The organism is Burkholderia dolosa (genome assembly GCF_902499135.1).
GTDB lineage: Bacteria > Pseudomonadota > Gammaproteobacteria > Burkholderiales > Burkholderiaceae > Burkholderia > Burkholderia dolosa.
In genome coordinates this window covers 26,172-38,954 of the sequence record NZ_CABVPR010000056.1, presented here as the reverse complement: position 1 = coordinate 38,954, position 12,783 = coordinate 26,172, and the positions used below count along the sequence as shown (strand labels likewise).

Genomic DNA, 12,783 nt, shown 5'->3' with positions numbered 1-12,783 from the left:
GGCCTGTTCGGCCGCCAGCTGATAGCTGTTCCAGTCCATCACGTGCATGTACAGACTGAAGAACGTCAGCGTTTCGTCGGGTGCCGGCTTGCTCGCCGTCGTGCTCGCAGTGGCCGGCGTAGACGGCGGCGCTGCCGAATCCTTCGCTGGATCAGGCTTCGCTGGCGGCGGTGCCGGCGGCAGTTGCAGCCGATGGCGGATCAGCACGAAACCGGTCGAATACAGCGCGTGCCGTCCGTCCTGGTATTCCTGCTCCGGATACTTGCTGTCGAGCCGGTATGCGACGACTTCTCCATCGGCGATCGCGCGAACGCCGTCGCCTTGCTTCAGGCGAGCGCCGGTGTTCTGGTCGAAGTGGATGCCGCCATGCCACATGCCGTTCGCGCCGAGCGGATAGAACCCGTCTTCGGCTGCTGCCAGCGCTTTCATGTACGTCATCGGGTCGGCCGCATCCGCGCTGTCGCCCGGGGTGAACGGGAACGCCCAGTTCAGCGGCCGATAAGGGGGCGTTGCAGGGCTGCCCGGCGCAGCAGGCGCCTGCCTATCCGGGCCGGCCGGCTTCGGGCTGGGATGGCTCTTGCTCATGTTGCTCGGAATCTCTCGTTTGTCGTTTTTCTTGCTACGCGGCTGACCGTTGCCGCACGTCAGCCGGAGAACAGCGAACCGCGCCCGCCATCCGTCGACACGGGCGTGGCCTGCAACGGATCGCGAATCGTTCCGCTCGCGCCGCCGGGCTTGTCCCAGCTCGCGCATTTCTCCAGGATCTGCCCGGTCGTCACGTTCTCGATCAGACCGCCCTTGATCCGGATATACGAACCGCCCGCACCGATCCAGACCTCCTTCGCAGCGGTCAGAATCAGTCTGCCGTCTGCGCTCTCGATCTTCACGTCCTGCAGCCCGACCAGCGAAGCCGGACCGCTTTGCGCCTGGATGTCGATCGGCCCCTTCGCCGCGAAGATCTTGATGCCGAGGTTCTGAGCGAACAGGCTCATCTTGTCGAGCACGCTGGCCAGCAACGATTTGCCCGCTGCCAGGTTCACATTCTTGCCGGCCACCACGTTCGCATGCTGGTTCGCCGCGATGTGCGCCGACTGCTGGGTCGACGCGGCGATGCCTTCGGGGCTCGACAGCAGCATCACGGGCTTCGCGAAACCGTTCGCGTTGCCCGTGCCCCCGCCGGCCGTGCGGCCGCCGCTCGTCGAGCCCGCGACCGTGCGCTGCGTCGCGTCGGTGAACGCCTTCAGCGCGGCCTGGCCGTCCTGGAGGCTTTCGGCGCGGTTCGTTTCACTGGCCTTCGACACCGTTTCGAATACGGCTTCCGCACCGGCCAACGGCTCGGTGGCAGCCGTCACGTTGAGCGGCTGCGCGGCCGCCGGCTGCGTCGACACGTACAGCCCCTGCTCGGCGCGCACGGCGCCGTACGCGTTGGACTTCAGGTCGAACCCGCTGCCGAGGAACGCACCGCGGGTGTTCTCGCTCTGCTCGATCAGATAGCCCAAATGCAGATGAGAGCTGTAGCTCGACGAGTAAAGGTGGACGCGGTTCTGACCGGTGGCGTCGTCCATGACGAGCTGGTTGAATCCGTCGCCGCCGTATTCGCGTGAGCGCAGACCGGACAGCAGCCCGTGCGTATGCCATACGGGCATCGTTGCGCCGCCGTGCAGGCGGGAGACGATGACCGGCCGGTCGCAATCGCCGTTCACGAATCCGAGCAGCACCTGATCGCCCTTGCGCAGCGGGAAGTAGCCGCCCCGCTTCGCGCCGGCGTCCGGCATGGCGGCGCGGATCCACGGCGTCGACGCGGTATTGCGGTCTTTCCGGCTGTCCGTCGTCCTCACGCGTACGCGGTTGCCGTCGTCCGTATGAATTTCTTCATCGTTGCCCGTGACCACGATCGCGGTCTGCAAGTGCATCTCGGGCTTGCGGTGCTCGAACGGGCTGCGAAACGGCGTGCGGCGGCGCTGCGCCTCGATCTCGACCTGGATGAAGCCGATGCCGCCGTCGCGGTGAGTCGTCGCGGCGCCGACGCCGGCGGCTCGTGCCTGCTCGATCGAGCCGCGCAGGCTGCGCGGAAATTGCGCGACGGTGTCGAGCCCGGGCAGGTTGTTCTGGATCAGCCAGTCGCTCGCGATGATCGACAGCTCGCGGTCTTCTTCCGGCAGCGTGTCGAGCAGCGGATGTCCCGTCACCTTGAACCAGTAGCCGGGCAACGCGTAGCGTGGGCTGCCGACCGCGAAATAGCGCTTGGCGCGCGACGCCCATTCCTCGGTGCGGATACGCGCTTGTTCGTATCCGGCGTCCGCGACCGGCCACGTTTGCGAGCCGGTATACAGGTACTCTTCGCCCTGGCCGGGCAGTTCGTCCAGATCGGCCGCCGGCGTGCTGACCCGCTTGTCGAAGTCCGGCTGCTTGTAGTCGGCCGTGCCGAGCGTGAGCATCGCGCTTTGTGCGTCCTGTTGCTCGCTCAACTGCGTGAGGCCGTCGAACCCGTCGTCCGAGCCGGCGCGGCTGAACTTCATCTCCGGCTTCGGCAGCGACGGCCCGAAATACAGGTCGTCCATCACGACGACCTTGTGCGACTTGCCGTCCTTCGCGAAATCGAAGCGGGCAAACACGCCGGCCTCTTCCATGCTCCGATGCACGAAGTTCCAGTCGGTCTCCCATTGAACGCGGTGCGAGTACGAGCGCAGCGCGGTGCGCAGCTCGAATCCGTAGTGGCCGCTCGCCTGCGGATGCTTGTCGAACACGTCGGTCAGGATCTGCAGGCCGCCGGCTTCCTGCCAGTCGCGGCGGTCGCTGCTCAGTTTGAGGAAGCTGAGCCACGACGAGAAGTGCAGCTGAAAATACGACAGCGATCCGTCGCTTCCCAGACGGCGCGCACGCTGCACGTAGCCGTGAATCGGCAGGTAGCCGCCGTCGGTCTGGCGAATCCACAGCGTGACGGGCTGCAGCAGCAACGCGTTGAGCTTGATCGCGTCGCCGGCAACCGAGCAGGCGTCGACGATCACGTCGAAATTGCGCCCCAGCCGCGCGCCGATCCTGACGTACAACGGCACGAGCGCGTCGTTGCCGAGCGGCGTGTCGAGTTTGACGATGCGATCGAACTGCGCGTAGCCGCCGCGCAGCACTTTTAGCAAGACTTCCCCGGCCATGCGAGAACCCCGTTTAGGGAAGCACGCGCCTCATTGCTCTCAGACAATCGGACGCGCGCATACGGTATTTGTTGAATGGAAATTGAAAGGCGAGGCCGATTCAATTTCAACCGCGAAGCATAGCAAACGTTGATGGCGGTGTAGATGGTCGGCATACCGGGAACCGACGGCTTGGCTTTGCGCCAGGCAAGCGTTCTGTGGAAGCCAAATGCGGACAGACACGCGCAACCCCTCATCGCGGTTGCTTCCGAGCGAACACCTCGCGCAACGACCCCTGAGCCCCGATCGAAAGCGTAGCGTCGTGCAGCGCTCACGGTTCGATTTCTCGTTCCATCGAGTCGGTCGGCGCACGTTGCGCGAACCGCCGATCCAGACGAAGGCAACAATTACCGTCTCAAATGCGCGTTTGCCACTATTGAGTAAATAGTGCCGATGTTCCTACACTTCGATTACGTCCCCTCGTGCCCGGGATCGACGATTTTTTCGGCCACTCTTCCCCCGTGTGGCCGTTTTTTTCCGCTGCGAAATTGCGGAGGCTGCGTCGCAACGGCGACTGCCGACACATCGCGACACATCGCGACACGACGCGCAGCGCGCCCGGAAACGGTCGCCACGGTGCCGGCCACGTCGGCCGGCACGCGTTCACGGCAGCAAAAACCGCGTCCCGGAAACGCGCCGCGCCACCTTACCCCTGCGCGCTCTTGCGCGACGTCACCGCAACGGTTGTCGGCGATTCGGCGAGCGGCACGAAGCGTTGCGTCGCGCCGTCGAGCGCGTCGATGCTGCCGCGCTCGATGTCGTACACCCAGCCGTGCAGGTTCATCCGCCCCTGTTCCAGCGCGAGCGCGACCGACGGATGCGTACGCAGGTTCGCGAGCTGCGCGATGACGTTCTCGCGCACGAGCCCGTCCAGTTTCGCGCGCGGCGTATCAAATTGATGCGATGCGTTGATCACCTTCGCCGCGTCGGAATGGCGCAGCCAGTTCGCGACGGCCGGCAGATGGTCGAGACACGTGCAGCGGGCAATCGCGCCCATCGCGCCGCAGTCCGAGTGGCCGCAGATCACGATGTCGCGCACGCCGAGCACCGCGACCGCATATTCGACGGTCGCCGATACGCCGCCCGGCTCCGGGCCGTACGACGGCACGATGTTGCCCGCGTTGCGGATCACGAAAAGTTCGCCCGGCTCGCGTTGCGTGAGCAGCTCGGGCACGACGCGGCTGTCCGAACATGTGACGAACAGCGCCTTCGGGTTCTGCTGCGTCGCGAGCTGCTTGAAAAGCTCGATACGTTGCGGATAGACCTCGCGCTGAAAGCGCAGAAAGCCGTCGATGATGTCGCGCATGGTTGCCTCCAGATTCAAATGCCGGCCACCCGCACGATCGTCGATATCCGGCCGTGCGAGGGCGGGCAAGATTATCGCCGATCTGGACAGCGGCACGCGACGACAGTTCGACACTATCGTACGCACGGCCGCACGTACCCGGACGCCCGGCCACGCTTGCCGTCGCGACGGCCGTGGTTGCAGCATCGGCTACGAGCTACGAGCTACGAGCTACGAGCTACGAGCTACGAGCTACGAGCTACGAGCTACGAGCTACGAGCTACGAGCTACGCGCTACGAGCTACCCGCGACCAGTGGGCCGCGGCCGCCACCGTCGCGGCCCCGGCCACGGACACGACACGGCCACGGACACGACACGACACGACACGACACGGACACGGACACGGCACGGCACGGCACGGCCACGGACACGGACACGGCAGGGCCCCGGACACGGCAGGGCCGCGGCCACGGCCACGGCCACGGCCACGGCCACGGCCACGGCCACGGCCACGGCCACGGCCACGGCCACGGACACGGACACGGACACGGACACGGACACGGACACGGACACGGCCCTGGCTCCGGCCACGATCACCGCCACCTGCCGCCTGCCACCGCGCCACCGCGCCACCAACGAACGACAGCCCCCTTCCACCCCGTACGACGCGCACAACCACGACGCTGCGGTCAGCGAACCGCCTCGTCCTCCGCGGCCGTCTGGCGCGCCGCACCTAGCGATTCCCCATCCGCCGTATCGACGATCGCGAACCAGTCGAACGCCGGCATCGCGCACAGCTGTTCGGCGGTCGCCGCATATTCGTCGGCCGACGTGCGCAGATAGCGCAGCTTGTCCGTCCACTCGGGCAGCGGGCCTTGCGCGGTCGTCAGCACGACGGCGAGCAGATCCTGCTCGGGGCGCGCCGCCACGGCTCGCAGCGCCGCATTCACGCGCGCGGAATCGCCGTCGGCATCGAGAATCAGCGCGCCGGGAATCGGCGCGTCCCGTGCCGGCAACTGCGCCGGGCCGCGCTGCCCATCGACGCACGCGCGATAGATGTCGCGAAGAAGCGGCAGCCGCGTGTGCAGCGCGTCGCGCTTGCGCACGCGCGCCTGCGCGGTACGCGCGATGCGCCGGCGCAGCGCCGGCTCGGCGATCAGCGTGTCGATCGCGGCGACCCACGCATCGGCCGTATCGCCGGCGAGCAGCGCATCGTCGCCGTCATCCAGCTCCGCGCGCGCGGCCGGCCGGTCGCTGGTCACGATCGCGATGCCGGCCGCCGCGAGCTCGAGCCGCTGGATCGGGCTCGCGCCGGCATTGCGTTCGGTGTCGGCGAGCGGCATCAGCGCGATGTCCCAGTCGAGCGCGCGCAACTGCTCCGCATACGCGCGATACGTATCGGACGCCGGCACGAATTGCGCTGCCGGATGATCGTCCCAGCCGGCGGGAACGGCGGAGCCGAAGAACTGCACCGCAATGCGGCCGGCGTGACGCGCGCACAGCGTACGCAGCGCGGCGTCCACGACGGCGAAGTTCTCCGGCAGCAGCGAAGCGCCCGCGACGCCGACGGTCACGCGCGCATCCGCGCGCACCGGCACCGGACGATGGAACAGCTCGAACTCGACCGCGTCGGGCAGCACGAACACGCGCGGATTCCACTGACGATACAGGCCCGCCAGATACGGTGTCGGCACGACGATCGCGTGCGCATTGGCGACCGTGTGCGCGATGCCGGCCCATGCCGGGTCGTCGTGCGCAGAACCGGCGTCGGCAGGCGCCGTATCGGTCGCATAGATCACGGGCTTGCCGAACTCCAAGATTGCGTCGAGTCCTTTGCGCGCCAGCAGCCCCGGCGTGCGGCGGTCGAGCAGCACCGCATCGGCGGTCGCGATCGCGCCGCCGTTGATGTTCGCGCCGTCGATGCCCCAGACGAGTTCCCATGCGTCGCCGAGCCGCGCGAACGGCAGCGCGAACCGACGTTGCGACGATGCCCGGTCGAGCGGATCGACCGCGTACACGGCGATGCGCTTCTTCTGCGCGGCAGGCGCACCGGACGCCGGTGCGGGAGCCGCCGCAGGCCGCCGCCCCTGTTCGACAAGCCGCGCGTACAGCGCGCCGTGACGCGTGAAATCGGCGTCGTCGGCCAGCACGTGCACCGCCGCGTTGACGTGGCGATAGTCGCGCGCGAGCGCGTCCGAGCGCACGATCACCGCAGCGGCGCGCCGCAGCGCGTCCCGCACGGCAGCGAGCCGGCGCGCGCTGCCGGCGATTTCCGCGCAGCCGATCGAGAATGCGTCGAGCGGCCGGTCGACGTCGCAGACGACGGGCTTGCCGAGCGCGAACAGCTGCTCGAGCGCGGCGCTCGACAACTGGCCGGCCGCCGCGCCGTCGAGCACGATCAGGTCCGCGCGCTGCAGCGCGGCGGGATCGATGCCGGCCGCGCTCACCGGAAAATCGACCGTCCACTCGCGATCGAGCCGCGCGAACGATTCGCCGAAGCGCCGCGCGACGCGCGGATCGGTGCCGACGACGGCCATCCGTCGTTTCGCGAGCGGCTTGCGCTGCGTACGCGGCGCGCCATGCGGGTCGAGCTCGGCGTCGCGTTCGTCGGCGCGCGCCTGCGTGCGGTCGATGAAATGCCGCAGTTGTCGCCAGAACGCGGCTTCTTCTTCGCGATAGACGTCGCGCGCCTCATGCACGGTCGCCTTCGCACGCGCGATTTCGTCGGGATCGAGCCCCCACGCGATGCCCTTGCCGTCCATCACCCAGCGCTCGGCCTTCGGCATCGACGTGTCGTTCAAAATGCAGACGGCCGGACATCCGCACATCAGCGCCTCGAACACCGCCGTCGACCATTCGTACAGGTACACGCATTCGACGCGGCGAAACAGCTCGGCCAGTTCGTGCGGCGAGCGTTCGGGCACGCGGCGCGAGATCTCGATCGAGTCGGCGGTGACCGGATGCAGGCTGCCGCCGCGGGTCAGGTGCCGATTGATGAACACGGCGGTGCCGCGGCGCGTTGCGTCGTCGACGCCGTCGCAGTGAAAGATGCGCGTATCGACGAGCGGCATCCGCAGCAGTTCGGCGTGCCATCCGTCAGGCACGAGCGTCGGGCCGAACGTGAACACGAGATCGCTCGGCGCGAGGTCGATCGGATTGCCGTTGATGCGGCCGGGCTCCGCGAGCAGATAGCGCGCGACGCAGCGCGCATCGAACGGATTGCCTTCGACGATCTCCGGATACACGGCGATCGGGCTGCGCCGCGCGTCGACGTGCTGCTGCACGATCGCCGGCGTCAGCAGCGGCGTGCGCAGTTCGCCGTGCACGCTCGGCGCATGGATGTAGGCTTCGCGGCCGAGCAGGTTCAGCGCGTGGCACAGGTAATGCATCGCGCGCGTGCCGCCGGACGTCTGCAGGAATGCCGGCGCGGCCACGTAGTAAGGGTGGTCGAGCGGCGCGTAGAGGCTGGGCGAGTCGTTCATGGAGCGAATGGCGGAAGGCGCGGCGGGCGGCGACGAGCGCCGCACCTACCTGCGCGTACGGTAGAAATCGAACACGACGTCGAGCACGCGGTCCTGCTCGGCGTCGATCATCGCGTGGTACAGCGGCAGGCGCACGAGGCGGTCGGCGACGTCGTCGGTGACGGTCATCGCGGAGCCGCAGCGGCCGTAGCGTCGGCCGGCCGGCGAGCTGTGCAGCGGGACGTAGTGGAACACGGCGAACACGCCGGCCGCGCGGATCTGCTCGAGCAGCGCCGAGCGCTGTTCGAGGTCGCGCGCGAGGAAGTAGAACAGATGGCCGTTGCCGTGCTCGCTCAGCGGCATCGCGGGCAGCGTGATGTGCCCGGCGTCGTGCAGCGGCCGCAGCGCGTCCTCGTAGCGCTTGACGGTCGCGCGCCGCTGCGCGGTGATCACGTCCGCATGCTCGAACTGCGCATACAGGAATGCGGCGATCAGCTCGCCGGGCAGATATGACGAGCCGACGTCGACCCACGTGTACTTGTCGACCTGGCCGCGGAAGAACTGGCTGCGGTTCGTCCCCTTCTCGCGGACGATCTCGGCGCGCTCGACGAGGCGCGCGTCGTTTACGAGCAGCGCGCCGCCTTCGCCGGCGATCACGTTCTTGGTTTCGTGGAAGCTCAGGCACGCGAGGTGGCCGATGCTGCCGAGCGGCTTGCCGTTCCATGTGGACTGCAGCGCCTGCGCGGCGTCTTCGACGACCCACAACCGATAATCGGCCGCGACGTGCGAGATCGTATCCATGTCGCACGACACGCCCGCGTAGTGAACCGGCACGATCGCGCGCGTGCGATCGGTGATCGCGGCGGCGACGAGCTTCTCGTCGAGGTTCAGCGTATCGGCGCGGATGTCGACGAACACGGGCGTCGCACCGCGCAGCGCGAACGCATTCGCGGTCGACACGAACGTGTAGGACGGCATGATCACTTCGTCGCCGGGCCCGACGTCGGTCAGGATCGCGGCCATTTCGAGCGCGGCGGTGCACGAATGCGTGAGCAGCGCACGGTGGCAGCCGATGCGCGACTCGAGCCACTGATGGCACAGCTTCGTGAACGCCTGGTCGCCGGCGAGGCCGCCCTGCTCGACGGCCTTCGCGATGTAGTACAGCTCCTTGCCGACGATGAACGGCCGGCCGAACGGAATGCAGTCGAGATTGGGAGGAGCGAACATGGCGGAACTCCGCGGATGCGTGAAAGGGATGACGGGCTGCCGGCCGCTCAGCCGTCCTTCCTGACGAGAATCGTGAATTCGTACAGCCCGTAGTCGTGCAGCAGCGCGACGTGGCGCGAGTAGCGGCGCTTGCAGCGGTCGAACAGCGCGCACGGATCCGCGTAGTACAGGCGCTCGGGGCGCATGTGCGGCGGATCGGAATAGGACGTCAGGCAGTTGAACGCGAAGCCGGCGCGGCTCGTGTCGTGCAGCACGTCGAGCGTCGCGTGGATGTAGTCGAGCCACGCGTCGGCGTCGTGGCCGCGATGGACGTTGAAGATGCCCGACGCGATCGTGTAGTCCGATATCGTGCGCGGCGTGTCGCCGACGTCGAACGACACGTTCGCGCGGTCGCGATAGCGCTGCCGCGCCGCATCGATCATTTCCGCCGAGATGTCGTTGCCCGCATACGTATGGCGGCGGCCGCCCGCGTGCTCGTCGAGAAAATCGACGAGCGCGCCGTAGCCGCATCCGACGTCGTTGACCGAGAAGCCGTCGGCGCCCGGCGCGACGATCTTCGTCAGCTGCGCGAAGCGCAGCCGCTGGCCGTCCTCGCCGTTCCAGTCCACGCCGCGCGCGGTCTGCCCGTGCTCGGCGAGACGCGCGCTGTAATACGCGGCGACGTCGGCCAGCAGGTTCGAGTGTCGTGAATCGTGCATTGCCGTGGTCCTCAGCGCCGGTCGGTCACGACGTGGCGGCGCGCGTCCGGGCCGCAGTGAAACAGCACGTCGAGCACGGTCACGCCGTGCACGAAGTCGCCCCACAGCTGCGCGTATCGCGGATAGTCGGGGTAGTCGAACCAGCGCACCGCGATCCGTGCGGCTTCGAACCGGCGCTCGTCGAGATAGTCGCGTGCGGCCGGGCCGGACACGTACTCGGTCGCGCCGGCCTGCACGCACAGGTTCAGCAGCCGGTCCGTGCGATCGCCTTCGAGCACGTAGTCGGACGACGACGTGATGCGCGTGTCGATGCCGAGCTGCCGGTTGATCCACGTGAGCATCGTGCGGTTCAGCTCGCTCAGCGTGTCGTGCGTGCGATCGAGATACAGCGCCGCGAGCTCGTCCGCGTATTGCGCGAAATACGGCGCGCGCGCGTAGTTCTGCCGCAGACGCGTCCAGTGCTGCTGCGCCCAGTCGGTGCCGTCGATCTCGGTTTCGCGAATGCTCTGGTGATAGCGTCCTTTCACCTTCACCGGCACGGTCAGCCACTGCACGCCTTGCGGCGTCTTGATCTGGTTGCGGTTGCGCCAGTCGCGCCGCGTGTACTGCACGTCGTCGTACAGGATGAACTCGTCGGTTGCCGCGATCAGGTCGAAGTAGCCCTTCCACGGAATGTAGTTGGACTGCACGATCGCGACGCGCCTGGAATGCGAAGTCATCTGCGTCACGCGGGGACGTGGCCGTACCGGTACATGTCGACGAGCTCCGGCGGAATGCCCCAGTCCGTCGCGCCGATGCGGTCGTGCAGCGCGTCGAGATCCGCGCGGATCGCGCGTTCGAGCTGTTCGACCATCCGGTTGCGCGCGGGAACGAAGTCGTGCTGGTACGCGGCGTTGATCTGGTGACGAACGGTCTTCGCGATCGCCGCGTCGCGGGACAGGTTGCGGATCAGCGGCCGCTCCGGCGCGAGCTGCGCATAGCGCGCGTCGATCGGCTGCCCGCGCATCGCGGCGACGAGATCGCGCGACAGCACCGGCGACAGATGGAAGCCGTCGCGCTTCGTGCCGCCGAGAATCCACAGGTCGCGCACGCTGGTTTCGCCGAACAGCGGATAGAGGTCCGACGTGGTCGGCCGCCAGCCGACGTTGATGCCGACCAGGTTCGCGCGCGAGAAGCGCGAGTTGATCTGGTCCATCGCGGACTTGAGCAGCGTATACGCGCTGCCGGCGTGCCCGTGATCGTGCGGCACCGGGCTGATGTAGTTGCTCGCGCCGACGAGCGTGCGATCGGGGCCGTACGGCGCCGAATAGACGCCGCATGCGAGCCCGCGATTGGTGGTGCGCACGCAGTGCGTATGCACGTTCTCGCTGCTCTGCAGCTCGATCGACATTCCGATCCCGTAGAACACGCGCTGCACCGGCAGCGACGGCACGCTCGCGTGCAGCACGCGCGTGAGGTTCGCGCCGTTGCACAGCACGAACCGGTCGGCTTCGACCGTGCTGCCGTCCGCGAGCCGTGCGGCGACGACGCGCCCGTTCGCGACGTCGATGCGTTCGACTTCGGCGGACACGAACGCGACGTTGCCGGCCGCGGCGACGTTCGCCTGCAGCGCATCGAGGAACTGCTTCGGATTCACCCAGCCTTCGCGCTTCAGATACACCGCGTTCAGCGCGCGAAACTGCGGCAGCGGATGGTAGTTCGGGATGGCGGCCGGATCGACGGCCTCGCACGGCTCTTCGAATTCTTCGCAAAAGCGCCGCATCGCCGCGAAGTTCTCGTCGTCGAGCGCGTCGGTGGCCGCGTTGTTCAGCACGTACGTGCCGAAGCCATGCGCGACGGCGCGCTCGGGTGTGCACACGTCGGCGAACACGTCCGGCCAGGCGGCGGTCGCCGCGCGGCTCAATTCGAACTTGAAGCGGTCGAGCGGCGTGCCGAGCGAATCGCCTTCGAGTTCGGTGAACGAGTTCAGCATCGCGGCGGCGGCGCGCGTCGCGGAGCCGGGGCGATGCTCGGGGCCGACGACGACGAGCTCGACGCCGGGCTCCGCGCGTTGCCACGCGCGGGCCGTCATCAGCCCGAGAATGCCGTTGCCGAGGATCGCGATCTTCATGCGCGCACTCCGCCGCCTTCCGGGAACGTCAGATAGCAGAGCGACGGATACGACTGCGCCTTGTGGATGGTGTGCGGATATTTGCCGAGCAGCTCGCGCACGTAGTGGATGCCTTCGGCCGGCGTCTGGCCGCCGCGCGTGAGCTGCCAGAACGCGACGACGCCGCCCGGCACGAGCCGCTTCATCACGGTGTCGAACGCGAGACGCGTCGGCCCCGGCACGTTCAGGTCGAACCACGCGAGCGCGATGGACTCGCCCGGATGCGCTTCCTCGAACGCGGCGAGCGTGTCGCGGCAATCGCCTTCCCATACGTGATGCTTGCCGTTCACGTGGCCCATCGCGTTGTTGCGCTCGTGCAGCGACAGCAGCTTGCGCAGCAGGTCCGCATAGTCGCCGGCGAGCGAGTACGTGCCGTCGGAGAACAGCTTGCGGTCGCGCGGATCGTTGTCGGAGAAGCCCGCATAGCCGGTGAACGTATCGAACGCGTGGATGCGGCGCTGGAAGTTCAGCGGCTCGAGGATCGCGCGGAAGTTCTCGCACAGCACGGCCGTCTGGCCGCGCCACGTGCCGAGATCGACGATCGAGCCGGGCAGCGGCACGATCCGCTGATAGACCTCGAACGTCGCGAGGATCCGCGCGAGCAGCGAGCCGCGCACGAACAGGCCGAGCGAGCGCTCGAATTCTTCCTGCGTCGCGGGATAGCTTTGCATCAGGTCGAACAGTTCGCGTCGCGCGGCGAGCTGATCGGCGTTCGAGTTGGAGATGATCGAGGACTCGTGCATGCACTTGGCTCCAGGCGCTGAGGGTGGA

8 protein-coding genes and 1 pseudogene are annotated in these 12,783 nt (G+C 67.7%); all 9 read right to left on the bottom strand.

The genetic code is table 11. The annotated features are described in order from the left end of the window. Window positions 1-585 (bottom strand): annotated as a pseudogene (locus tag BUB20358_RS21710) (lytic transglycosylase domain-containing protein); the annotation flags it as partial. A 59-nt stretch (window positions 586-644) separates the two neighbouring features. After that, window positions 645-3,152, bottom strand: a complete 2,508-nt coding sequence (locus BUB20358_RS21705; protein WP_006762926.1) for a type VI secretion system Vgr family protein — start codon at window positions 3,150-3,152, stop codon at window positions 645-647. 685 nt (window positions 3,153-3,837) lie between these two features. Beyond that, window positions 3,838-4,497, bottom strand: a complete 660-nt coding sequence (locus BUB20358_RS21700) for a carbonic anhydrase (protein WP_035971410.1) — start codon at window positions 4,495-4,497, stop codon at window positions 3,838-3,840. Window positions 4,498-5,166: 669 nt separating this feature from the next. After that, window positions 5,167-7,959, bottom strand: coding sequence for a glycosyltransferase family protein (locus BUB20358_RS21695; RefSeq protein WP_035971408.1), 2,793 nt, complete (start codon window positions 7,957-7,959; stop codon window positions 5,167-5,169). A gap of 45 nt (window positions 7,960-8,004) precedes the next feature. Then, a complete protein-coding gene (gene rffA / locus BUB20358_RS21690; RefSeq protein WP_006762923.1) occupies window positions 8,005-9,165 on the bottom strand; it encodes a dTDP-4-amino-4,6-dideoxygalactose transaminase in 1,161 nt (386 codons plus the stop codon). 47 nt (window positions 9,166-9,212) lie between these two features. After that, window positions 9,213-9,863 (bottom strand): class I SAM-dependent methyltransferase, encoded by a 651-nt coding sequence (locus tag BUB20358_RS21685; protein WP_035971407.1) that lies wholly within the window; start codon window positions 9,861-9,863, stop codon window positions 9,213-9,215. Between the two features lie 11 nt (window positions 9,864-9,874). Then, window positions 9,875-10,582, bottom strand: coding sequence for a WbqC family protein (locus BUB20358_RS21680; RefSeq protein ID WP_035973212.1), 708 nt, complete (start codon window positions 10,580-10,582; stop codon window positions 9,875-9,877). Between the two features lie 5 nt (window positions 10,583-10,587). Continuing rightward, window positions 10,588-11,973, bottom strand: a complete 1,386-nt coding sequence (locus BUB20358_RS21675) for an NAD(P)/FAD-dependent oxidoreductase (RefSeq protein ID WP_035971406.1) — start codon at window positions 11,971-11,973, stop codon at window positions 10,588-10,590. After that, window positions 11,970-12,755, bottom strand: coding sequence for a class I SAM-dependent methyltransferase (locus tag BUB20358_RS21670; protein WP_035971405.1), 786 nt, complete (start codon window positions 12,753-12,755; stop codon window positions 11,970-11,972). The genes BUB20358_RS21675 and BUB20358_RS21670 overlap by 4 nt, the downstream gene beginning before the upstream one ends. Window positions 12,756-12,783: the final 28 nt, after the last annotated feature.

What these genes read in the sequence shown, in the direction of transcription:
- BUB20358_RS21680 (WP_035973212.1), bottom strand. Translation starts at nt 10,582, where the DNA reads ATGACTTCGCATTCCAGGCGCGTCGCGATCGTGCAGTCCAACTACATT.
- BUB20358_RS21705 (WP_006762926.1), bottom strand. Translation starts at nt 3,152, where the DNA reads ATGGCCGGGGAAGTCTTGCTAAAAGTGCTGCGCGGCGGCTACGCGCAG.
- BUB20358_RS21700 (WP_035971410.1), bottom strand. Translation starts at nt 4,497, where the DNA reads ATGCGCGACATCATCGACGGCTTTCTGCGCTTTCAGCGCGAGGTCTAT.
- BUB20358_RS21670 (WP_035971405.1), bottom strand. Translation starts at nt 12,755, where the DNA reads ATGCACGAGTCCTCGATCATCTCCAACTCGAACGCCGATCAGCTCGCC.
- rffA (WP_006762923.1), bottom strand. Translation starts at nt 9,165, where the DNA reads ATGTTCGCTCCTCCCAATCTCGACTGCATTCCGTTCGGCCGGCCGTTC.
- BUB20358_RS21685 (WP_035971407.1), bottom strand. Translation starts at nt 9,863, where the DNA reads ATGCACGATTCACGACACTCGAACCTGCTGGCCGACGTCGCCGCGTAT.
- BUB20358_RS21695 (WP_035971408.1), bottom strand. Translation starts at nt 7,959, where the DNA reads ATGAACGACTCGCCCAGCCTCTACGCGCCGCTCGACCACCCTTACTAC.
- BUB20358_RS21675 (WP_035971406.1), bottom strand. Translation starts at nt 11,973, where the DNA reads ATGAAGATCGCGATCCTCGGCAACGGCATTCTCGGGCTGATGACGGCC.